This window comes from Psychrobacter sp. 1Y6 (assembly GCF_052258385.2).
Lineage (GTDB): Bacteria > Pseudomonadota > Gammaproteobacteria > Pseudomonadales > Moraxellaceae > Psychrobacter.
This window is the reverse complement of sequence record NZ_JBQQEW020000001.1, coordinates 1522726-1546954: the sequence shown is the minus strand read 5'-3', so window position 1 is coordinate 1546954 and position 24229 is coordinate 1522726. Positions and strand designations below refer to the sequence as shown.

General features: G+C 43.6%; 14 protein-coding genes. 11 read left to right on the top strand and 3 right to left on the bottom strand.

Annotated features, from left to right (window positions below; translation table 11 throughout):
- The first annotated feature begins 135 nt into the window (after window positions 1–135).
- Complete coding sequence (locus ACTXGF_RS20215) at window positions 136–633, top strand: hypothetical protein (RefSeq protein ID WP_443571689.1); 498 nt, start codon at window positions 136–138, stop codon at window positions 631–633.
- 133 nt (window positions 634–766) lie between these two features.
- On the opposite strand, the gene sat is transcribed toward ACTXGF_RS20215, so the two are convergent.
- Window positions 767–2029 (bottom strand): sulfate adenylyltransferase, encoded by a 1263-nt coding sequence (gene sat / locus ACTXGF_RS20210; RefSeq protein ID WP_443535259.1) that lies wholly within the window; start codon window positions 2027–2029, stop codon window positions 767–769.
- A 343-nt stretch (window positions 2030–2372) separates the two neighbouring features.
- Between sat and ACTXGF_RS20205 the strand changes: the two genes are divergently transcribed.
- From ACTXGF_RS20205 to ACTXGF_RS20180, 6 genes are all read left to right on the top strand, one after another.
- Complete coding sequence (locus tag ACTXGF_RS20205; RefSeq protein ID WP_443535257.1) at window positions 2373–4064, top strand: nitrite/sulfite reductase; 1692 nt, start codon at window positions 2373–2375, stop codon at window positions 4062–4064.
- The gene (locus ACTXGF_RS20200) at window positions 4057–4677 is read left to right on the top strand and encodes a DUF934 domain-containing protein (protein ID WP_443535255.1); all 621 of its coding nucleotides are present in this window, start codon (window positions 4057–4059) and stop codon (window positions 4675–4677) included. The genes ACTXGF_RS20205 and ACTXGF_RS20200 overlap by 8 nt, the downstream gene beginning before the upstream one ends.
- An 84-nt stretch (window positions 4678–4761) precedes the next feature.
- Window positions 4762–5400 carry a phosphoadenosine phosphosulfate reductase domain-containing protein gene (locus ACTXGF_RS20195; protein ID WP_443535253.1) on the top strand — a complete coding sequence of 213 codons (639 nt, stop codon included), beginning with the start codon at window positions 4762–4764 and terminating at the stop codon, window positions 5398–5400.
- 294 nt (window positions 5401–5694) lie between these two features.
- Complete coding sequence (cysG, locus tag ACTXGF_RS20190) at window positions 5695–7335, top strand: siroheme synthase CysG (RefSeq protein WP_443535251.1); 1641 nt, start codon at window positions 5695–5697, stop codon at window positions 7333–7335.
- A gap of 152 nt (window positions 7336–7487) precedes the next feature.
- Window positions 7488–9104: an exonuclease SbcCD subunit D C-terminal domain-containing protein gene (locus ACTXGF_RS20185; RefSeq protein WP_443535250.1), complete on the top strand. Its 1617-nt coding sequence runs from the start codon at window positions 7488–7490 to the stop codon at window positions 9102–9104.
- A gap of 93 nt (window positions 9105–9197) precedes the next feature.
- The gene (locus ACTXGF_RS20180; RefSeq protein ID WP_443535248.1) at window positions 9198–13142 is read left to right on the top strand and encodes an AAA family ATPase; all 3945 of its coding nucleotides are present in this window, start codon (window positions 9198–9200) and stop codon (window positions 13140–13142) included.
- A gap of 118 nt (window positions 13143–13260) precedes the next feature.
- Here ACTXGF_RS20180 and ACTXGF_RS20175 read toward each other — a convergent pair whose 3' ends face one another.
- A complete protein-coding gene (locus tag ACTXGF_RS20175) occupies window positions 13261–18108 on the bottom strand; it encodes an NAD-glutamate dehydrogenase (RefSeq protein ID WP_443535246.1) in 4848 nt (1615 codons plus the stop codon).
- A 459-nt stretch (window positions 18109–18567) separates the two neighbouring features.
- Here ACTXGF_RS20175 and purD point away from each other — a divergent pair, with 459 nt between their 5' ends.
- Window positions 18568–19884, top strand: a complete 1317-nt coding sequence (gene purD, locus ACTXGF_RS20170; protein ID WP_341609433.1) for a phosphoribosylamine--glycine ligase — start codon at window positions 18568–18570, stop codon at window positions 19882–19884.
- Window positions 19885–20333: 449 nt separating this feature from the next.
- Window positions 20334–21728 carry an ABC1 kinase family protein gene (locus ACTXGF_RS20165; protein WP_191113630.1) on the top strand — a complete coding sequence of 465 codons (1395 nt, stop codon included), beginning with the start codon at window positions 20334–20336 and terminating at the stop codon, window positions 21726–21728.
- Between the two features lie 134 nt (window positions 21729–21862).
- Here ACTXGF_RS20165 and ACTXGF_RS20160 read toward each other — a convergent pair whose 3' ends face one another.
- Window positions 21863–22537, bottom strand: coding sequence for a class I SAM-dependent methyltransferase (locus ACTXGF_RS20160; RefSeq protein WP_443535243.1), 675 nt, complete (start codon window positions 22535–22537; stop codon window positions 21863–21865).
- A gap of 189 nt (window positions 22538–22726) precedes the next feature.
- On the opposite strand from ACTXGF_RS20160, the gene ACTXGF_RS20155 reads away from it, so the two are divergent.
- Window positions 22727–22918 (top strand): DNA gyrase inhibitor YacG, encoded by a 192-nt coding sequence (locus ACTXGF_RS20155; protein WP_057760289.1) that lies wholly within the window; start codon window positions 22727–22729, stop codon window positions 22916–22918.
- A gap of 40 nt (window positions 22919–22958) precedes the next feature.
- Complete coding sequence (locus tag ACTXGF_RS20150; RefSeq protein ID WP_443535241.1) at window positions 22959–24140, top strand: aspartate aminotransferase family protein; 1182 nt, start codon at window positions 22959–22961, stop codon at window positions 24138–24140.
- The last annotated feature ends 89 nt before the right edge of the window (window positions 24141–24229 follow it).

The window sequence follows — 24229 nt, the reverse complement described above, 5'->3', positions numbered from 1 at the left end:
TGTACGTCATAAAGTTTGCTGTATTAATGATACTTTCATTATCTCGATACTATGCAAACCTTACCCTCCTACTTGACCAAAGGCCCTTATATGAATACTTCATACCATCAATTTCGTTCTGTTGTAGGGCTAATAATGTTGACCTCTACCCTAGCTGCTTTAACAGGCTGTAATAACGTGTCGCCTACGGTGAATAGCGATAGCCACAGCGCTGTTAAAATAGTCACTAGTGAAACACTAGCCATGCCAGTGAGTAACAACAATATTCTTGGAGACAAGGTTTTAGCGGATTACGCTACTGCCGACTACGACAAACGAGCACAAGGCTATGATTGGGTTGGCGTGATGGTACGAGCAGATGGTGATCGACAGATTGACATTAAAGTTCGCTCACGCAGCGATATCAAAAAACCTACTTGTCACTTCGATGGTAAGGCAATATTAATGGGGCAAGATACTGCTCACGGTACGATTTTTCAGGCAAAAGTAAATGACAGCACCGCCTTCTTTCAATTTAAAGACGACAAGCTCATCATCGACAGCCCAGACAAGTATGCACTGAACTATTTTTGCTCAGGTGGCGGCTCGCTTGCTGGAGAATATAAAAAGCTGGCAGTAGGTTTGGAGATTTAATAGACAGCGCTAGTATGCGTTAAGTTGTTTTCCATTTTAAAATAGTGCTAAAAACAAAAAGGGGCCAGACCATAAGTCTGACACCTCCTTTATGACTGGCTTAGTACGAGTTATTTATACTGATGATCTGCCCTTATACCGCAGATGCACCCGTTAATTTAACTTCAGCACGCTCTTCTTTTGCAATGCCGGCATAGTAGTCACGCAAAATTTGTAGTACTTCTGGACGGCTAAAATTATCTGGTACATCTTCGTCTTCTGATAGTGCTTTACGCAGCTTAGTACCTGACACTTTAACGTGCTCAGAGGCGTCATGCGGGCAAGTTTTGTCTGATGCCATCGCATTACAAGCGTTACACCAGAACGTCCAGCCAATTTTGAGCGGTTGGGTGATAAGGTCGTCTTTACCAACATGTTCAAAAATAGTTTGCGCATCAAACGCACCATAGTAATCGCCAACACCCGCATGATCACGACCAACAATCAGATGGCTACAGCCATAGTTTTGACGGAATAGCGCATGTAATAATGCCTCACGTGGGCCAGCATAGCGCATATCCAACGGATAGCCTGCTTGGATCACGGTATCTTGTCTAAAGTAGTTATCAATTAACGTTTTAATGGCTTCTTGACGGACTTCTGCTGGGATGTCACCAGGTTTCAATGCGCCTAATAATGAATGAATCAATACACCATCACAGATTTCAATCGCAATCTTAGCCAGATACTCATGTGAACGGTGCATTGGATTACGCGTTTGGAATGCAGCCACTGTTTTCCAGCCTTTAGCATCCAAAATTGCGCGCGTTTCTGCTGGCGTTTTGTAGATTTCTGGATATAACGTTGGGAACTCGCCTTCACTCAATACTTCAACACTACCGGCAATATTGATGGCTTCTTGGTTCAATACTTGCTGTACGCCTGGATGCTCTGAATCCGTGGTCGTGAATACTTGCTGACACTCATGTTCTTTATCGATGGTATAAGTCTCTTCTACCGTCAAGATACCCATGACTTCACCATCTTGAGCGACCAAGGCTACTTTGTCACCTTGACTCAAATTATCCGCAGTTTCTTTTGGCGCAGACAAAGTGATAGGAATTGGCCAAAACAAGCCTGCGTTTTCACCGCTTTGCAGACGCATGTTGTCTACCACGCCCTGCCAGTCCGCTTGATTCATAAAGCCATTTAACGGAGTAAAACCGCCGATACCGAACATGATTAAATCACCGCGCTCACGTGAGCTTAGGGTGATGGTCGGCAATGTGCTGGCAAGCTCTAATGCTTGATCGCGTGCTGCACCGTTTAATAATAGTGGCTTAAGCTCGGCACTGCCATGTGGTGGAACCAGCTTTGATTTGAATTGGGATTGGGTTGGGCTTTGAGTCTGAGACATATAGTTATTAAAACCTCTTATAAAAAGAATGGTTGGAAGAGATGAGCAAAAATGCAAAAGCGATTAAATGTACAAAACTGAGAAGAAAGCTGACGATAGATAATAAATAGCGTACTAGCGACTGGGCATTACATTTGATACGCATAGGCTACCTAACTTTCGTTATGAAAATTTATGCTGTGTTTGGATATGGATATGTCTGAAAGGAATTTATGATTTTGAGTACAAGCTTATATGATGTATAGCTGAATTATTTACATTGCGAACGGCAATAACACCTATTACACACGCAAATCATTTTCGTCGCTGATTTTAAGATTAAAAACAAAACTGAGATTACGTCATGTATCAATATAATTACGCTGACCAAACTTTGGTAGAGGAACGAGTTGCCCAATTTCGCGACCAAACCGAGCGGTTTTTGGCAGGTGAGCTGCCAGAAGAGCAGTTTTTGCCATTGCGGTTGCAAAACGGCCTGTACATCCAGCGTTATGCGCCGATGTTGCGTATCGCCATTCCTTACGGTTTGCTTGCCAGCTACCAGTTGCGCAAACTGGCCGAAATTACTCGCAAGTATGATAAAGGCTACGGGCATTTCACGACGCGTACCAATATCCAGCTGAACTGGCCAAAGCTAGAAGATGTGCCAGATATTTTGGCTGAATTAGCCTCAGTACAGATGCATGCCATCCAAACCTCAGGCAACTGTATTCGTAATACCACTACCGATCCATATGCTGGTATTCATAAAGAAGAAATCGCTGATCCACGTCCTTACTGTGAGATTATCCGTCAGTGGTCAACCTTCCATCCTGAGTTTGCTTTTTTGCCGCGTAAATTTAAGATTGCTGTGATCGGTACTAATGATGACCGTGCGGCAACCCAAGTACATGATGTCGGTCTACATGTAAAAACCAATGATGAAGGCGAGATTGGTTTTGAAGTATTGGTTGGTGGCGGTCTTGGTCGTATTCCTGTCCTTGGTAAAGTTATCAATAAATTCTTGCCACGTCAGCATCTGCTGAGTTATTTAGACGCCATCTTGCGTGTCTACAACTTGCACGGCCGCCGTGACAAAGGCAGCAAGTACAGATCACGTATCAAAATTTTGGTCGAAAGCATGGGCGGTCCAGCCTTTGCTAAATTGGTCAATGCTGAGTGGGAAGCTCATACCAAAGATGGCCCACTTACCTTGACTGATGAGAACTTTGCAACGGCAACTGGTTTCTTTAGTGAGCCTGACTATGCATCGTTTGACGCATTACAAGTACAGTCTGAGCTACAACAGCAACTAAACGCTGATAAAGATTTTGCCAATTGGTATAACCAAAATACCGTAGCGCACAAAATAGCTGGCTATCGTGCCGTGGTTATTTCTCTTAAGGCAGGTTTGGTCGATGGCAAATATGTACCATCCGGTGACGTCAGTGAATCACAAATGGATGCACTGGCTGACCTGTCTGATAAATATAGCTTTGGTGAGCTACGTGGTACTTATCAGCAGAATCTAGTATTTGCTGATGTGCAGACCAATAAACTTTATGAGTTATGGCAGCAACTATCAGAATTGCATTTAGCGCGCGCAAACATCAACACCCTAACGGATATGATTGTCTGCCCAGGTTGGGATTACTGCTCGCTTGCTAATGCAACGACGCACAACATCGCTGAACAAATCGAAAAACAGTTCGATGACCTAGACTATCTATATGATTTGGGTGAGATTCGCCTGAACATGTCTGGCTGTATCAATGCTTGTGCGCACCATCATACAGGCGATATTGGTATCTTGGGTGTCGATAAAAAAGGCGAACACTGGTATCAGATTAGCCTTGGCGGTAACTCTAGCGACGATGCCAAACTTGGCAAAATCTTAGGAAAATCTGTGCCTGCTCTTGAGGTTGCCAACACCATACAGCAGATCGTTGATGTCTATGTAGACTTACGTGTTAGCACTGATAACGATGTAGAAAGCTTTGGTCAATTAGTTGAGCGCGTTGGTATTGATCCATTTAAGGAGAAGGTCTATGGCTAATCACCATATTTTGGACAGTCACGGCGTCGATATTGGCAGTCAAGATACGTGGCATGTACTCACTACTGATGCGCTACCAGAGAGCATTGTATCGACCAACATTACGTTGCTTGAGCTACTACAAAAACAAGAGAAGCCTGACGTCATCGTGCCACTTGTTGATCTGTTAGATACGACAGGCGCACAAGCTGGTGGTCTAATCAAAGAAGTCTATGAGCTGATCGTACAGCACAGTAGCCGACTTGGATTGTGGGTTACTGCCGATACTGACGCTGATGCACTAGAAGGACTTAGTGAGTTCTTATCAACGCACGCGCTTATCGTGATTGACGTGCCGAAATTCGCTGATGGTCGTCACTTTAGCTTTGCACGTACGCTGCGCCAAATCGGTTATACAGGCGAGATTCGAGTGGCTGGCGCGTTTGGTCGCGATCAAATTGCTTATATGCTACGCACGGGCGTTGATAGCTTTGTATTGAGCGAGCATGACCTAGAAGCAGATTCTAAATTTGGCATTGAGCAAGCCTTTACTGCCCTTTCCAGTAGCTATGATGGCCGAAGCGCTTCAGACTTACCGATGTTTGCACAATCGTCAGAGACTTCAGTCGCATAGTTTTAGCACTGACCACAATCTTTATAGTAATACCCAATATTTTTAATCAACCCTTTTATATTAACAACAATTAAGGAACGTATTATGAGCCAATTACACCCAAACCTAGACCTTGACCAAGCCAACCAAGACCTGCAAGGTAAGTCACCTGAGCAAATCGTTGAGTGGGCACTGACTCAAGCAAAGAACCCAATCATCACTACCAACTTCCGTCCGTATGAGTCGGCTATTTTGCACTTGGTTGCCAAACAGCGTCCTGATATCACGGTATTGTGGGTAGACTCAGGCTACAACACTGATGCTACTTATCAGTTTGCCAATAAGCTTATCCATGACTTGAACCTAAACGTTGTTACCTACATTCCTAAGCAAACGGCTGCACACCGTGACGCGACGATGAATGGTATCCCGGGTATCGATAACCCACAGCATGACGAGTTTACTGATCAGGTAAAACTTGAGCCATTCCGCCGAGCATTAGATGAGCTAAAGCCAGATGTTTGGTTCAATGCTATTCGTAAGGATCAAACTGAATTCCGCCAAGGTCTTGATGTACTTAGCTTATCAAAAGACGGCGTGCTAAAAGTGGCACCATTGTTTGAAAAAAATGATGCTGATTTAGATGTTTATCTAGATGAGCATAACTTGCCGAATGAGCATGACTACTTTGATCCGACTAAAGTAGAAGAGAGCCGTGAGTGTGGTTTGCATACTCAGCTATAGTAAGGCGCTGACTGTAGCGATTGTTTGTTGAACAATGGCTATAGCTATATCAATAAAGAAATCCCGCTTGGCTCTTATAGAGTCATTGAGCGGGATTTTTTTGTACCCTGTTTTACTATATTGGAAATTTACCGCTATTCCTATTATTAGCGAAAACAGGTATTAATATCTCAAAAACGAATATGCTAATGCCAATTCACTAGGTGAGAGTGTGCTTGTGATACCTCATAATGGCGGCATTCCTTATATCTTTTCTACCTTTTTATAATAAACAATTAAATATACGGTGACATTATGAACACCTTCCCGCTATTTTTTAAATTAGAAGACCGTAAAGTGCTCATCGTGGGCGGCGGCGAAGTGGCACTGCGTAAAGCGGATTTGCTCAGCCGTGCAGGCGCCTGTATCACTATACTTGCACCTGATATCAGCCATGAGCTACAAGCTTTGCTAACTGATGATAAGCACCAGTTTATCTATGAGAATTATAATAAAACCTATATGTCAGGCGCACGGGTAATCATTGCCGCGACTGATGATGAAACGCTGAATCACCAGATTCATGCAGATGCGACTGAGCTAAACATTCCAGTCAATGTGGTCGATACCCCGCATTTATGTGACTTTATCTTTCCAGCCATTATCGATAGAAATCCTATTGTGATTGGTATTTCATCAAATGGTAAAGCGCCTGTGCTGGCACGCTTATTACGTGCCCGTCTTGAGACATTAATCCCGCAAGGCTATGGAAAATTAGCCAAGCTGGCAGGTGAATTCCGCAGTGAGGTAAAAGCCAAAATACCAACGCTTACTGGCCGTCGTCAGTTTTGGGAGCGCGCGTTTGAAGGCCAAGTCAGTCAGCTCATGTTCGCCGGTAATGAAACTGAAGCGACTGCACAACTGCAAGCTGATTTAGATAGCACTGCCGCTGCTATCAGTAAGAAACGCGACGATGCAAATGCGGTTAAAGAGACAGACACGATTACTGCGACTCTATCTGATGAATCAGAAAAAGCCTTACCAGCAGTCGGTGAAGTCTACATTGTGGGCGCAGGCCCTGGTGATCCAGAGCTTTTAACCTTTAAAGCACTGCGTTTGATGCAACAAGCAGACGTGGTGTTTTACGATGCACTGGTCTCACCGCAGGTGTTGGACCTATGTCGCCGTGATGCTGACAAGGTATTTGTCGGTAAAAAACGTAGCAATCATACAGTTGCGCAGTTGGGTATCAATGAGCTACTTGTCAACCATGCCAAACAAGGCCGCCGTGTCGTGCGTTTAAAAGGTGGTGATCCGTTTATCTTTGGACGTGGCGGAGAAGAGATCGAAAGCCTACAAGCAAACAATGTACCTTACCAAGTCGTACCAGGTATCACCGCTGCCAATGCCGCTGCTAGCTATGCAGGCATTCCGCTCACTCACCGTGACCATTCACAATCAGTGCGTTTTGTGACGGGGTTTTTGAAGGCTGGTGCACCCAACAGTAACTTTAAAAGCTTCTTAAATACTGATGAGACGGTCGTATTTTACATGGGTCTGCATTCGCTGGCACGTTTGACTGAAGGCTTGGTTGACGCTGGTCGTAGTAGCGAAACGCCGATTGCTATCGTCTCTAATGCGAGTATGCCCAATCAGCAGGTATTGACAGGTACGCTTGCAACGATTGTTGCCAAACAAGAGCAAGCACAACTGCCAACGCCTGCCCTCCTAATTATGGGCGACGTGGTCAGCTTGCATCATGATTTGGCTTGGTATAATTTGCAAAATCAGCAGCACAGTCAAAACAGCGATGATATAGCTAAAAATTGGTTGCGTGAAGGGTCAAGAGGTGAAGCAGTAAAACAACCAATAGACCAACAAGCGCACGCCCTATCGATGGTCGCAAATCTTGCGACGCAGCAAGGAGATGGTTTTGAGCAATTGATTGTTGACTAGCGCTTACTGCTAACCTGCAAAACGATGAGTCTTAAATAAAAAGAAAACCCTACCAGTATATTATTGGTAGGGTTTTCTTTTGGCAACAGCGCAAATCTCAACGATTCTTGCTAGAATGAAGACTTTCTACTGCTCACACTTATAGTCTACTTATGCCCATACCTGATGCTAGCTTGCCTTCTTCTTTAACCACGCAGATGAAACCTTTGACCATACTGCATACCTCAGACTGGCACTTGGGGCGACGTCTGTATGGGCGTCTTCGTTACGAAGAGTTTGAGTTATTCCTGCATTGGCTACAAGACACTATTAGCGCACAGAAGGTAGATATATTAATTGTCGCTGGTGATATCTTCGATACCATGACCCCAAGCAATAAAGCCCAAGCGCTATATTATGAGTTTTTGGGTAAGGTCTCACGCTCCTGCTGTCAGCATGTGGTTATTGTCGCAGGTAATCATGACTCACCGACATTTTTAGACGCGCCAAGCAATGTGCTTAAATTTTTGAATGTGCATGTGATTGGCACGGCTTGTGATGATTTGGACGACGAAGTGTTGTTGTTGAATGATGCCAAAGGCATACCCAGTTGTATTATTGCGGCAGTGCCTTATCTGCGAGACCGTGATGTTCGCAGTAGCGGTGCTGGCGAGTCTATGGACAGTAAAGATGCTAGCGTGATTAGTGGTATTTGCGCACATTATGATGCGGTGGCTACCATTTCCAAAGACCATCAGCAGGCCATAGCTAAAGCCCACAATCGGCATATCCCTATCATTGCTACAGGCCATTTGTTTGCATCAGGTGGCAGCACTACTACTGATGATGGCGTGCGTGACTTGTATATTGGTAACTTAGGAAAAATATCTGCTGAGATGTTTGATGAGTGCTTTGACTATGTGGCACTCGGCCATTTGCATGTGCCGCAACGCGTGGGTGGGCGCGAGCATATCCGCTACTCAGGCTCACCCATCGCGATGGGGTTTGGTGAAGCCAAGCAGCAGAAACAGGTCTTACTAATACAGTTTGGTGCTGCAGAACATTTTAATAATGGCATCTCAGAGCTGAACGTCGCACCTGATAGTATTACTTCTCCTGCTATACATACAGCTGCTACTATTGAAGTCGGCAAAGTTAAAAATACAGTAGATAAATTAGCAGAAAAAACCGATAAAAAAGTGGCGAGTCAGGCACTACCTTTCATAGATGACTTGTTTGGCTTTGATGAGCCTTCAGATGATGAAGATGTGGCACAATCTACTGCCGTAGAAAATACTCCTGTTAAGCAAGATACAAACAATCAACCAACCTCAGATGATGCCGTGACTAGCAATGAAATACTGCATCGCGATGACGCTAATCAAATGCAAGTAGTCTCCCTGCCCATCCCAAAGTTCCAACAGCTGGCGCAAATATCTGGTGACTTAACCACGATTGATCAAACCGTTAGAGCGCTTACGCAATCGGACTCTATTTGGCTAGAAATTGTCTATACAGGGGATGAGATTGTCAGTGATTTGCGTGAGCAAGTGCAAGCAATGGTAGAAGGGTTACCCTGTGAAGTGCTTAAGATAAAAAACACTCGTACTTATAATAAAGTACTGAATCAAGAAGCGATGTCCGAAACTCTACAGGACTTAAATGAGATGGATGTGTTTGAGCGCTGCTTGAACGTTAATGAGGTGACCGATGCGCAAAAGCTGACATTACGGGATGCATATGCTCAAATTATTCACGATATTCATCATAAAGATGCGCAAGCCGAATAATAAAGTGATCTTAATGATTTAAGCTTGATTGCATGATAACGAATTAACCCACTTTCACCTTTGATAGCCATCTAATAACGATAAGACCCTGCCATGCGACTAATTGAACTGCGACTAAAAAACCTAAACTCTTTAAAAGGCGAATGGCACATTGACTTTACCGATGCCGCGTTTGTTAATGAGGGTATTTTTGCTATTACAGGGCAAACAGGTGCTGGCAAGACCACTATTTTGGATGCGATTTGTTTGGCACTATATAGCCGAACTCCTAGATTGGGCGACATTACTGGCTCAACCAATGAGATGATGACCCAAGGCACAGGTGAGTGCTCTGCCGAAGTGGTAATAGAAATTGCTGATAAACACTATCGCTGCTCATGGTATCAGCATCGGGCGCGCAAAAAAGCCAAAGGCAACTTATTACCTATCAAACATGAGATTAGTGATGTCCACACTACCAAAGTATTGGAAGAGAAGAAGTCAAAAACTGCAATTTATATTCAAGACTTAATTGGTATGGATTTCAATCAATTCACTCGGTCTATTATGTTGGCTCAGGGCAGTTTTGCAGCATTTTTAAAGTCTGATGTTGCTGATAGAGCTGCCATTTTGGAAAAAATAACCGGCACAGCAATTTATGCGCAGATATCTAAAAACGTGTTTGAAAGAAAACGATATGAGGAGAACCAGCTCGCCAAACTGCAAGCAGGTATCGACAGCTTACCACTATTAAGTGAGGAAGATGAGGCAACACTGCAAGCAGAGCTGAGCACTCATCAGCAACAACAGACTGTGCAGCGAGCAACTCTTAAAACCGTGAGCGAGCAGCTGCAATGGCTAAATAAAATAACAGATTTACAGGGCGACCTGACTCATTATCAAGGGCTCATGACCGAGGCTGTAAAAGCACAGAAAGACTTTGTGCCAGAGGCCAGCCGTTTAGATGCCGCCAATAAAGCATTGGAGATTGATAGCCCATTTAAAGAGTTACTCTATAGCCGAAAATACGTGCAAAACTTACGTACAGAACAAGCCGAAATCGCACAAAAACTGCCATTGCAACAGCAGCTTTGCAACCAAGTAACTATAGCATTAAACGCTGCCACTACTAATGAGAACCAAGCAGCAACGGTACTTGACGACACTTTTCCGATTATCGCAAAAGTTCGTGGCCTTGATAGCGAAATCAATCAGCAAGTTCAATTGTTAGCAGACGACAACCAACGTAAAAGTGCACTCGTTATTAGCATGCAGAACTTACGTCAACAAATAGAAGCACACCAAAAAACTGAAAACGACGTTAAAAAACAGCTAAGTAAAATAAGTGAATTTTTCGACCATTACCCAGAGCTGGGTGATATTGATACTGATATGGTCAATTTTGATACGCATTGTGGCAGGCTAAAAACGTTATTGGAAAGTAACATTAGCCTATCAGCAGACAGACAGGCCTATAGTCAGAAGGCTGACCAGCTGCAACGCAACACTGATACGTTATCTCAGCAATTAGAGTCAAGTAAATCATCTATTGCCCAGCAGCGTACGCAACTGACCACCTTACAGCAGCAACAATCAGAAATTGTCAATCATCAGTCAATTGCCAGTATGCGAGCTGAGCAAACACAAGCTGGCCAGATAAGCAATCAAGTCGAGCAAGTGGGTTATAAACTACAGCGTTTGGCTGAAATAGCTGATCAAATCGGTAAAGCACAACAAACATTCCCAACATTAAACAAAAAATCAAACGAGTTAGAGGGTTTGATTGCACGTAATCAATCTGATATTCAGGATGCCAAGGAAAAACGACAAGAACAGCAGACGCATCTACAGCTACTACAAAAGGTCGCTAGGCTTGAAGACTATATCATAGAGTTAGAAGATGGCACGCCCTGCCCGCTTTGCGGTGCGCATGAACATCCTTATGCAAAAAACCATCCACTGCTAGACCAGCATACAGATGGTCATAGTCAGACTACTGATAAAGATCAGCTGTCTCAAACCCAGAGAACGCAGCAGCAGATTACGGAGCTGACCACACGCATTGAAGATTTAGAACACACTTTAGCGACCTATAACCTTGAACAAGCCACCACGAAAGCAGCCTTGCGTAGCAATCAGCAGCAAGCAGAGACGCTACAACAGCAAGCCAAAGACGTCGCGAGTGATATTCAATCTGTGTTGGTCTCGTTACTCAGTCCTCAAAATACGTATACCGATATGCTGACCGCCATTACATCTGGGCTTACTACCATTAGTGATTTTTTTAGTAGTGAGACTGCTTTTGATATCGCAAACATTACGCGCTTTATCGCTTTGCTGAATAATACCCAGCAGCAGATTGAGCGACAACAGCGATCGATTCAAGACGTCCTCATGGATTATGATGCCCGAGCCGACAGTATAGCTACGCTGAGCCACACAATTGACACCGATGAAAAACAGCAGCAATCGTTAACTGATAACCTTAATAGTTTGACTACTGACATTAGGCTTATATCACAAGAAATAGCAGGAATAGACAACCAGATTGAAGCCAATTTTTCTGAGATTACGCCCATTATGGCGACAGTGTCGTCATTAGTAGATAAGTATGATACTGATAAATACAAAGAGTCTTTGAATACGACATATAGCGCCGCAGATATTCAAGCAGCACTCACGCAACTGCATCATAGCATTGAGACATCAGCAGTATTATCCAAGACTGATTGTGACAATCATATCAAACTATTGCGCCAACAAAGTGGCGCTCTAAGAGGGTTAAAACAAACTTATAATGAAATAAAAGAACAGAAAAATCAGCTAAGCAACGACTTAAGCCGTGTCAGCGCGCAAATTGATACCAAGCAACAGCATCTAGCAAGTGACGACAACGCGCTGAAAGAGTTAGAAAATAGTATTTCGAAAAAAACAGATGCGCATCAACAATTAAAGGCTGATAGACACTATCTGTTTGCAGATAAAGACCCTGATAGCGAGAGTAAGAGGTTACAAGCTGCGTTAGACGCAGCAAAAACCCATGCGACAAATGCGCAACGACAAACAGACAGCGCAGCACAAGTGCTCGAACAATTACAATTACGCGAGCAGCAACTAGCAAGTGAGCTTCACACGGCCATCGCAACTCTTGATAATCAGCAGACTACTTTTTCTAATTTACTACTACAGTCACAGTTTGCGAGCGAGGCAGATTTTGAGCAGGCACGACTACCAAAAGAGGTTCGTGACGACTTAAAAGCTCGCCAGTTGAGCATTGAGCAAGCACTCAGTCAAACCAAAGTACAGCTGCAGGCTACTCAAAACGTATTGGATGAACAGCTGGCGAGCCCTTTAACTGAGGAGTCTAAAGAGGTGCTGGCAGGTAGGCAGCAACAACTACAAATAGAGATAGACACACGCTTTGGCATACTGGGAGCGATCGAGCAACAGCTCAAAACCAACGAAGCACAGAAAATCGCTCAAAGTGCACAAGGCATTGCTATTGCAGCACAAAAAGAAACCATGCAAGTTTGGCAACAGTTATATGAATTAATCGGCTCTGCGGATGGTAAAAAATATCGTACCTTTGCCCAAGGTTTAACGTTTCAGGTGATGATTGACCATGCCAACAAACAATTAGGGAAAATGAGTGACCGTTATTTACTTATTCATGATACAGACAACGCATTAGAGCTGAATGTCATTGATAATTATCAGGGCGGTGATATTCGCAGTACCAAGAATCTATCGGGCGGTGAAGGCTTTATCATCAGTCTTGCTTTAGCATTAGGACTGTCTCAAATGGCCAGTCAAAACATACGGGTAGATTCGCTATTCTTGGATGAAGGCTTTGGTACGCTTGATGAAGAATCGTTAGATATTGCACTCGACACTTTGACCAGCTTACAACAAGAGGGGAAAATTATCGGTATCATCTCCCATGTTCAGGCACTCAAAGAGCGTATCCTTACCCAAATTAAGGTAGAAAAAATCTCTGGTGGCTTTAGTCAAATCAGTGGCCAAGGCTGTCAGAAAGTCGTCAGTGAAAAAGCATCATAATTTAATCACTTTACTACTTAATACTTTCAATTAAACCATTTATTTTAGACAATAAAAAACCACCGAACATTAAGAACGGTGGTTTTTTGTGAGACAGTTTCGGGTTGATATTACTTCGTTATTTAGTAACTAAACCACTCAGCTCACTCATCAATACCGACAGCGTTGAAAGACCGATTTGACCTTCTTCCTCGTTGCTATGCAGCTCATCTAACTTGTTCATCTCTGTGGTGACTGCTGCAAGCTGATCGACGTGTCTTGCTCTCCATTCACTAAATGCTTGCTTAGCATCTGGTTTTGAGAGTACCACATCCATCAATAGACGCAAGCTGCGTGACAGCTCGTTCACTAACGCATGGCGAGCTCGGCGATCCCAATAATCTTGCTGTGGTAGGCTGGCAATATTTTCCATCATCCAGTCTAATTGCAACACTTGATAAGCTTCAAAGTATAAAGTTGCAATTTCATCGACAGGACGTTCGTATTGCTCAGCAAGCAATGCAGCATCAAGCGCATCGACATGGTACGGTAGCATCGCAAATAGCGTAGCGTCATTATCAGACAGCTCTTTTTGCATCAAGCGTTTGGTATCTTCTTGCAGATATTGGGCAAATTGCTGCTCGATAAAACCACTTGGCTTGGTCAGTTTTTCTACACTTTCACTGAAGCGGCTAATCATATCAGCGACTTGCAAGTTTTGACCAAAGGCATTGATGAACCAGACCACACCGCGCTCAAGTGAATCACGTAGACGTAGCTCAAGGTTCAGCAGTAATGTCGCTTCAACTTGATTGTCTAGGGCTTCAAGGGCTTTCCAAGCGCGCGATACATTGAATACATCACGGCTAATCGCATAACCACGCACGATAGTAGCTAGTGATTGATCGGTTTCCTCAAAGAGACGGAACAGCGCTTCGATACCTAAGCGGTTGACTACACTGTTGGTCAAGTAAGTACTGATAATCTCGCGATGCAAACGGTGTTCAGTCATCTCATCAAAGAAGCGTGACGCAAGCTCATCTGGGAAGTACTTACGTAGCTCATTGATAAAGTACGGATCATCTGGTAAATCAGATAGTAGTAGATTGTCATAAACCCACATCTTACCATAAGCCAAGACTACTGCTAGCTCAGGATTGGTCAGACCAGTATCCGCTTTTTGGCGCTTCGCAATCTCTTCGTCTGATGGTAGATACTCAATCGCACGATCCAGACGCCCTTCACTCTCTAACATCTGAATAAAACGCTGATGATCGCTCAGGTTGGCTGCGGCACGGATATGGCTTAGCTCAATGGCTTGTGGTTGCAAGTAGTTCTGACGCAGTACCAATTCTGCTACGGTGTCAGTCATACTCTCAAGCAGCTCATTACGTTGCTTCAGCGTCATATCACCTTGCTCGACCACTTTGCCAAGTAGGATTTTGATATTGACTTCATGATCCGAACAGTTAACACCGCCTGAGTTATCGATTGCATCTGTATAGATACGTCCGCCCGTTTGAGCGTACTCGATACGACCTTGCTGAGTTAGACCTAAGTTACCACCTTCACCAACGACGGCTGCACGTAGCTCATTACCATCGATACGCAGCGAGTCATTCGCACGGTCGCCCACGTCAGCGTGTGTTTCGTTTGCACTTTTGACATAAGTACCGATACCACCATTCCAGATAAGATCGACAGGTGCTCGTAGTAACGCACTGATCAAATCATTCGGTGCAAGGCTGTCTTCACTGATATCAAAGAGCGACTTCATCTCAGGACTGATAGCGATGGTTTTGTCTTGGCGCGAGAATATACCACCACCTTGACTGATTAATGATGCTTCATAATCTGCCCATGAGGAGCGTGGTAATTCAAACAAACGTGCGCGCTCAGCGTATGAGGCCGCCGTATCTGGATTAGGATCAATAAAGATATGCAAATGGTTAAAGGCAGCAACTAGCTTAGTATGCGTTGATAGCAACATGCCATTACCGAATACATCCCCACTCATGTCACCAATACCGACAACCGTAAAGTCATCACGATTTTGAATGTCCATACCGCGCATACGGAAGTGACGTTTGACCGACTCCCAACCACCGCGCGCTGTAATACCCATTGCTTTATGGTCATAACCTACTGAGCCACCTGATGCAAAGGCATCATCTAGCCAGAAGTTGTACTCTGCTGCTAACGCATTGGCTATGTCAGAGAAAGTAGCTGTGCCTTTGTCTGCTGCAACAACTAAGTACGGGTCGTCCTCATCATGGCGTACCGTGTTGGCTGGCGGGACAATGTTACCATCTACAATATTGTCTGTGACATCAAGCATGCCGCGTAAGAATGTTTGATAGCAAGCGATACCTTCTGCTTGGAACGCCTCACGACCATCAGCCATGCTCTTGGTTTTTACAATAAAACCACCTTTAGAGCCCACAGGGACGATTACTGCGTTTTTGACCATCTGTGCTTTGACAAGGCCAAGTACTTCAGTACGGAAGTCTTCCATACGATCTGACCAGCGCAGACCACCGCGAGCGACTTTGCCGCCACGTAAGTGCACTGCTTCGACGCGTGGTGAATACACAAATATTTCAAACATTGGCTTTGGTTTAGGCAAGTTTGGAATGTCTGCTGCCAAGAACTTAAATGACAGACGATCTTTGCGCTGACCATTGCTATCGACTTGATAGAAGTTGGTACGTACCATCGCATTGATCAAATCTAAGTACCAACGCAAGATACGATCTTCATCCAGGCTATCTACATCTGCTAACGCAGCGGTGATTTGCTCTTGAATGGTAGCAGCCTTTTCTTGACGCGTATCGAGGCTATACTTAGGATTCATGCGCGCGTCAAACAAACTACCTAACGCGACACTGATATCACTGTTTTTGACCACAGTTTGCTGAATATAAGCACTAGAGAATGGCGCACGAGCCTGCAGCATGTAGCGAGATAGTGCACGCAATACGACGACATCATAAGTATCGAGCTTGGTCGTTAGTACCAACTCATTGAATGAATCGCTTTCAACGCGACCTGCCCAGATTTGCTTGAGGCTATCTTCGAACTGACCACGCACTACTTGCATATTGACCGTATCGACATGCTCTAGGGTCAGCTCATACTCTTGCATCCAGATAGGCTGCTCTGGCAAGTCAAACTCATAAGTCTGTGCCGAGATAACTGACACACCAAAGTTTTCAAGTATTGGTAGTACTTTTGACAAGATAACCGGCTGCTCGCGACCGTATAGCTTTAGGTGGAGCTGGTTACGTGCATCGCCTGTCGACTGGTATAAGTGCCAGAGCATCGGTTGCTCTGCGGTCAGTCCTGCCAGACGCTTCGTGTCTTCGACTGCGGTACGAGCATCAAAACGCTCTTGGTAGGCAGCAGGAATATAGTTTAAGAAACGACGATTTAAAGCATTGGCTCGTTGCTCGCCTACATTATCGAGGAGCATTTTTTGATAATTATCATCCCATGATTGCATGAGTGCTGATAATTTGGCTTCAAGTGTGGCGATATTGACGTCATTTACTTGACCAGGCACGGTACGTACGTGGACGTGCACGCGAGCATGCGCAGATTCATTGAATTCAGTAGTAAACCCTGAAGACATACCGTTATAGGCGTCTTTTAGGACGTTTTGGACTTTAATGCGTAGCTCGGTGTTGAACTTATCACGTGGGATATAGACCAAGCACGAGACAAAACGCTGATAATGGTCGATACGGCTAAATAGACGTAAGCTTTTCTTGTCTTGTAGTTGAGTAATGCCCGAAACAATTGGATATAGTTCTTCGACGCTGGCTTGGAACAAATCATCACGGGGTAAAGTGTTAATCACATGCATCATCTTATGATGAGCGTGACCGTCACGTGGCAAGTCTGCCATCGCCATAATTTTATTGGCTTTTTCGCGCAATAACGGTATTTGCTGTACAGTCAGCTGATAGGCTTGTGACGTTAGCAAACCGATAAAGCGGTATTCACCAATTAGGTTACCATTGTCATCGAACTTATGAATGCCCAAAAAGTCCATATATACTGAACGATGCACAGGTGACACACGGCTTGATTTAGACAGCATCAACACGCGCGGCTCAGTCAACAATTGCTTTAAGCCTCTAGGTAATTGGCTAAAACTTTCTGATAGCTTGTCTTTTTCAGAACCACGTAATAGGCCAAGGCCACTGTTACCGATTGCGAATAAATCTAAATCGGTCGGCTCAGAAGTCACTTCGATAGACTGACCACCTTCTAAGCGGTATTCACGATATCCTAAGAATATAAAGTGATCGTCTAAGATCCAATCTAAAAATGCTTGGATTTCTTGTTGTGAGTAGAATACTTCCGGTAGCGGCTTAGTTGAAAGCTCAGTTTTGATGTCATTCAACTGCGCACGCATCTGTTTCCAGTCGCCAACGACCGTATCAAGCGTGTCAATTTTTGACATCAGCATCTGTTGCAGCGCTTCCAAGTCTTCGTTGTCTTGGTAAGCAATTTCGCAATGAATCAATGACATATGTGAAGTGGCACTTTCATGTGCGCCTTCGATATGGGTAATATCACCATTGTCATCACGCTCAACACTGATAATGATATTATAAGTACGATGAACATCGATACCTTCAGCTTCTAGGCTCATCAAAATCGTATCAACTAAGAATGGTCTATCATAAGCTGCGATTTGAATGACAGTGTGCGAGCTGTGAAAGTGCTGCTCTTCTGCTGCTGGGTTTAGTACTGTCAGCTGCGGCTTGCTGCCGTCGTAAGCTTTGAGTAGTGTAAAGTGATGTAGCGCCATGCCCGCCAAGTCAGCATTACTAATCGCCTCTGCAGTTTCTTGATGCAGCGGCTGATAATAGCTATGAATAAAATGATCAAATAGTGATTTGTCTTTTTGTACATAACTGGTAGCAATATCGCTTATCTGGCTAATGCGCTCTTTTGCGATACTGAGGGAGTTTGGCATTTCCTGCGTCCTTTTTTTATAGATTTGGTTTAACATTTATTTATTTAAGTTTATCGATTTAGATTGACTACTGTTACTGCATATTCATGCATTGGTGCAACGGTGCAGTATTTCCATTCACGCGACTTATTTTATTTTTATAACAGTTAGAAATTTTCTCCTTTTTTGCTCTTATTTTTTATTAATATGTAGCCATCAGAATTTAATACTACCAATATAGTGAAGTGTAACGCACATAAGGCGCGAGCTAAAGTGTACAACATCATTTCATGAATCAGCGATGTGTCGATAACCTTTACTAATGAGACAATGCATTTTTAGACATCGATATGGATGATTCGGTGCTGGCAGGCGGATACTCATGGTAATTGAAGGCGTTTTTTTGTTAGAATATGCCAACATATTTAAGAGCGTACGACTCGCTCACTATTAACTTTAATGCTAAGGGCAAAAGGTATGATGAATATTTTGGTGGTTGGCTCAGGTGGTCGCGAACACGCATTGGCATGGCAATGTGCAAAAGATGACAATGTAAAAAATGTCTACATCGCTCCTGGCAATGCTGGCACCGCCCTTGAGCCTAAATGCCAAAACGTTACGCTAGAGTCTACCGACGCTGACGCAGGCGAGCATAGTGCTGTTATCGCCTTTTGTCAGAATAACGATATCGACATGGTAATTGTTGGTCCAGAAGCGCCTTTGGTCACGGGTATTGTTGATGCTTGTCGTGAAGCAGGTATCAAAGCATGGGGCCCAACAGCATACTGTGCACAGTTAGAAGGCTCAAAAACTTTTGCTAAAGAGTTCATGGAGCAAAACAACATTCCAACCGCTGCTTATCAAGGTTTTACAGACGCAGTCGCTGCAAAAGCCTATGTCGATGAGCAAGGCGCGCCTATCGTTATTAAAGCAGATGGTCTTGCTGCAGGTAAAGGCGTTATCGTTGCTGAAACGATCGAACAAGCACATGAAGCTATCGACGATATGTTAGCAGACAATAAGTTTGGTGATGCTGGCAGCCGCGTGGTTATTGAGCAGTTCTTACAGGGTGAAGAAGCCAGCTTTATCTGCATGATTGATGGTGATAACATCTTGCCAATGGCAACTAGCCAAGATCACAAACGTGCTTTTGAAGGCGATACTGGTCCAAACACTGGCGGTATGGGTGCTTACTCCCCTGCTCCAGTTGTTACCAGCGATGTTCATAACAAAGTCATGCAGCAAGTGATTCAACCAGTAGTCGAGGCCATGAAAAACGCAGGCCATCCTTATACTGGATTCTTATACGCTGGTCTTATGATTGATAAGGCAGGCGACCCGTATGTCATCGAATTTAACTGCCGTTTTGGTGATCCAGAAACGCAGCCTATCTTAATGCGTTTGCAGTCATCAATGGTCGATTTGGTCGCACAAGGTTTGGCAGGTCAATTACCTAGTGAAGCAAAATGGGATGCGCGCCCTGCTCTAGGTATCGTTGTCGCATCAAAAGGCTACCCTGAAACTTCATCTAAAGGTGATGTGATTGCTGGCTTGCCAGAACTAGATCCTAACAACGACAATGCTGTGAAAGTTTTCCATGCTGGCACGGCATTTTCTAACGATAATGATAAAGAAGTCATTACAAACGGTGGGCGCGTCTTATGTGTAACTGCGCTAGCAGATAGTATTTCTGATGCTCAGCAAGCAGCATTAGCAGTCACCGCTGCTATCAGTTTTGATGGTGCTCAGTACCGCCGTGATATTGGTCACCATGCCATCACTCGCGAAAACGCTTAGCAGTTAAGGCATCCCAAGAGACATATGGAGTAACGCCTTAGGCAATATTTTAGATAATGCGAAAGTTTCGCTCAATGTGTTTGATTAATAGTATTTTTATATTTTATAGCTCTACATCACTATTTGACCTAGCATCATGCTAGGTCTTATTTTTTAGTATCTTTTTAATACTAATCTATTGGTTATAAATAGATTTTTCTAAGTTTTAATAACCAGTGAACTTGCTAAAAAATTCTAGCTATTTATGAATCATACTCAAATTAGTAAGCACCTATTTATCAATAGTTACTGCTAGATATTAGCTTACAAAGTAACTATCAATGGCCAGCTCAGGCTCATAAAACCAACGCGCTTTATATGATACAATTTTGTACCTGTGCATCACGTCTCCCTTGTATTGTAGGTTTCGAACCCGCAAATCAATACCAATTGGATGAATGATTATACTTATGGCAAATGATACGTCTAAACCTTTTAGCAACAAGCAGTCAATCGATAGCCTAAAAACCTCAGGGTTTGATCGTCGTATGTCGATTGCAAAAACTTCTTTGAATATTGGTCGTCGTTGGGCGGGTAATAGCGTGTCTGGTATGTTCTTAAACAAAGAAGCACGTACTGCACGTAATCAGGCGTTTATGGAAACGCAGGCAAATTATCTGGCATCAGAGCTGGGTAAATTGAAAGGTTCGGTCGTCAAGATTGGTCAAATGCTAGCGATTTATGGTGAGCATATATTGCCGCCAGAGATCACACGCGCTTTGCAAACTCTTAATGATGATACAGCAACATTGACTTGGCCGACGATTGAGCAAACATTACGCCAGTTACTGGGCAATAAATTAAACGAGCTAGACATTGATCCTGTCCCCATTGGAACTGCTTCTCTTGCCCAAGTTCATCGTGCGACCGTGCTCGCCACTGGCGAACAAGTTGTGTTAAAAATTCAGTATCCGGGTGTGGCAGATGCTATCAACTCTGATCTTGCCTTGTTCAAACGATTGTTAAAAGTAAGTAATATCGTCCCCCAAACACGCGCACTCGATGCTTGGTTTGAGGAAATACGTGACCTACTCCATCACGAAGTTGATTATGAAGCGGAAGCGGCTACGACAGAACGTTTTTACGAGCGTTTAATCGATGATCCCCGCTATATCGTGCCTAAGATTAATCGCACTTATTCTAAAAAGCGTCTACTATGCATGTCATACGAGCCAGGTATCACTGTGGTTTCAGAAGCATTGCAGCTATTACCTCATGAACGCCGCAATGCCATTGGTCAAGCGGCCATTGAAATCATGATGCAAGAGATTTTTGTATGGGGTGAAATGCAGACAGATCCCAACTTTGGTAATTATTTAGTGCGTGTGAGCGAAAACGAAGAAGATATCGATAGATTGGTTTTGCTAGATTTTGGAGCGATTCGTCAGTTTGATGGTAACTTATTAACGATTGCTCGTGGTCTACTACGCGCGGGATATCGCCATGATCAGCAAGCAATGAGCATTGCTATGAAAGGATACGACTTTTTCGATAGCATGAGTAATAAAGTACGTTCGGATATTGCCTCGTTATTTTTACTTGCTACCGAGCCTTTTAGTGACCCTGAGAAAAACACTAATATCCCTAGCGAATGTTTAGATGAACAGAATCGCTATATTTGGGCCAACAGTAAACTACATTCACGCCTATCCACTACGGCCACACGTGCAATGCAATCTTTTGAATTTAATCTACCACCAAAAGAATTTATGTTTATCAGCCGTAAGTTTATCGGTGCATATACTTTTCTGACTGTTTTAGATGCGCATACCAACTCTAATAGCCTCGTAAAACCTTATTTATAAACCGTGCAAATTTTAAGCCGTCCTTTAGTGACGGCTTTTTAATGTTTTTATTTTATCTGCTTAGGCTATTTTATATCTAATATTACTAACTTTACTGTGTATCACTGACATAAGCCCTATATTTACTTAGGCTATTATTTTTCGCTTATAGCACTTACCTGCCAATCATCAAATCTTGTTTTATACCATTTTGGCTTACGAATACTTAGCTCCCAACACACTTCTTGTCGTGCAAGATATTTCACTTCGAAATGAGTGCGCTGACTGGTCACTGGTACTCGAGAACGTATTGATGGTAGACACCATACTTTAGTTGCTTGGTGTTCTGCATTGTCCATATAGGATTCAATATTGGTCACTAATATCACTTCTCCACCCACTTGCAAGCGTGATAATAGAAACTCAAAAAAAGGCATATTCAGCCATTGCTGATTTGGATTGTGCTGTTCAGGATTGGGATAAAGAATGAAGATTTTAGCCAAGCTGTTTGGTTTAATGGCATGCACTGTCCATGCAATCGCATCCGCATGAATCGCGTCTAGGTTTGATAGATTTTGTAGAGTGGCTAATTTTGAGAACGCTTCAAATTTATTACGCGTGCGTTCAATGGCTATCAGATGCTTATCAGGATTTTGTGCGGCAAAGCTAAGTGCATGCTTACCCTTCCCTGCCCCAATCTCTAGCATCAACGGTTTTTCATTTTTATTGTCATTAATGATATTTGTAATAATAAAGTCACGCGGTGCTGACAGTTTTTGTGGTTGAAAGGCACGCTCTTGCTGATGCGTGAGATCAATATTGTCGGTCATCTACTATCCTTAAAGCATTTGTCTTTTGTCATTATTCGGCCCCATGCTATTATATAGTCAATCCAATTGAATAGTAATACAGCGACAGCAAGTACGCCTCGTTTCGTCGAAATTTAAATGACGGATGCGTTTTATGCTTGTGTCGTATACAACCAATACTAATAACATTTAGGACACTGCTCTTTTCTTATGACTGACTCTACTGCAAATACGCCCCCAAAGACCTACCCTTGTCCACGTTGCGGTACCCAGACGGCCTGGCAAGACAATAAATATAAGCCGTTTTGTAGCAGTCGCTGCAAGCTAATCGACTTAGGTGCTTGGGCAAACGAAGACTACACCTTACCTGCAGAAACCACGCCTTTTTCTGACGAGCTATAACCCACACTTTTACTCAATTATTATACCAAGGATGTTTTACATGTCTGCTACTTACCTGATGCCCACTTATAATCGTCAACCAATCAGCTTTACACGCGGTGCAGGCAGTTGGCTCTATACCAAAGATGACACGCCTTACTTAGATGCTTTGACTGGTATTGCGGTATGCGGCTTAGGACACTGTCATCCACAAGTCACTGACGCGATTCAGCAGCAAGCAGGTACGTTAATTCATACAAGCAACTTGTTTGGCATTGATTGGCAAGAGCGTGCTGGAGAGATACTATGTACCGCCGCTCAAATGGACAGTGTGTTTTTTGCCAATAGTGGCGCCGAAGCCAATGAAGCTGCATTGAAACTGGCACGTTTATACGCGTACAAGCAAGGTTTTAAACGTCCAAAAGTTATCGTGATGGAGCAATCGTTCCATGGTCGTACGTTATTATCTTTGTCAGCTACTGCAAATCCAAAAGCGCGAGAAGGGTTTTATACATTAGATGAAGACTTTATTCGTGTGCCATTTGGCGATATCGAAGCTGTCAAACAAGCTGCTCAAGAACATGATGATATCTGCGCTATCTTTGTAGAGCCGATCCAAGGCGAAGGCGGCCTAAATACTGCAGCCAATGGCTTCACTTATCTTGAAGAGCTACAAGCAGAATGTGACGCTCATAACTGGCTATTTATGCTGGATGAAGTACAAACAGGTAATGGTCGTACTGGTAGATACTTTGCTTATCAACACAGTAACGCTCGCCCTGATGTGTTGACGACAGCTAAAGGTCTAGGCAATGGTTTCCCAGTCGGTGCGTGCATGGTACGTGGCCGTGCCAATGGTTTGTTTGGCGCTGGTAGTCATGGCTCTACTTATGGTGGCACGCCATTGGCCAGCCGTGTGGTACATAGCGTGTATGACGTGCTAGCAAATAGTAATATCATGGAAAACGCAGTGACTGAGGGTTTATTTATCAGAGAAAGTATCGTTGATACATTTGGCCAACATGGTGTTAGCAGTCGCGGTGCAGGTATGATGATTGGTATCGCGTTACCTGAAGACATGGATTGTAGTCAACTGGTGGATCGTGCTCGTGATGAGCAAAAGCTAATCATCAATGTGACGGGTGGTCATGTTGTACGTTTGCTACCACCACTTAACATGAGCCGTGATGAAAGCACACAAGTCGCTGAGCGTTTAATCAATCTGTTAAAACCATCATTTTAAAGTATGTTTCAACGTTAATAACAGACAATAAAAAAGCCTATAGATGATTCATTATCTATAGGCTTTTTGCTAACTACTTACTGCTAACT

Coding starts and splice junctions, on each gene's coding strand:
- ACTXGF_RS20215 (WP_443571689.1), top strand. CDS start 136: ATGTTGACCTCTACCCTAGCTGCTTTAACAGGCTGTAATAACGTGTCG.
- sat (WP_443535259.1), bottom strand. CDS start 2,029: ATGTCTCAGACTCAAAGCCCAACCCAATCCCAATTCAAATCAAAGCTG.
- ACTXGF_RS20205 (WP_443535257.1), top strand. CDS start 2,373: ATGTATCAATATAATTACGCTGACCAAACTTTGGTAGAGGAACGAGTT.
- ACTXGF_RS20200 (WP_443535255.1), top strand. CDS start 4,057: ATGGCTAATCACCATATTTTGGACAGTCACGGCGTCGATATTGGCAGT.
- ACTXGF_RS20195 (WP_443535253.1), top strand. CDS start 4,762: ATGAGCCAATTACACCCAAACCTAGACCTTGACCAAGCCAACCAAGAC.
- cysG (WP_443535251.1), top strand. CDS start 5,695: ATGAACACCTTCCCGCTATTTTTTAAATTAGAAGACCGTAAAGTGCTC.
- ACTXGF_RS20185 (WP_443535250.1), top strand. CDS start 7,488: ATGCCCATACCTGATGCTAGCTTGCCTTCTTCTTTAACCACGCAGATG.
- ACTXGF_RS20180 (WP_443535248.1), top strand. CDS start 9,198: ATGCGACTAATTGAACTGCGACTAAAAAACCTAAACTCTTTAAAAGGC.
- ACTXGF_RS20175 (WP_443535246.1), bottom strand. CDS start 18,108: ATGCCAAACTCCCTCAGTATCGCAAAAGAGCGCATTAGCCAGATAAGC.
- purD (WP_341609433.1), top strand. CDS start 18,568: ATGAATATTTTGGTGGTTGGCTCAGGTGGTCGCGAACACGCATTGGCA.
- ACTXGF_RS20165 (WP_191113630.1), top strand. CDS start 20,334: ATGGCAAATGATACGTCTAAACCTTTTAGCAACAAGCAGTCAATCGAT.
- ACTXGF_RS20160 (WP_443535243.1), bottom strand. CDS start 22,537: ATGACCGACAATATTGATCTCACGCATCAGCAAGAGCGTGCCTTTCAA.
- ACTXGF_RS20155 (WP_057760289.1), top strand. CDS start 22,727: ATGACTGACTCTACTGCAAATACGCCCCCAAAGACCTACCCTTGTCCA.
- ACTXGF_RS20150 (WP_443535241.1), top strand. CDS start 22,959: ATGTCTGCTACTTACCTGATGCCCACTTATAATCGTCAACCAATCAGC.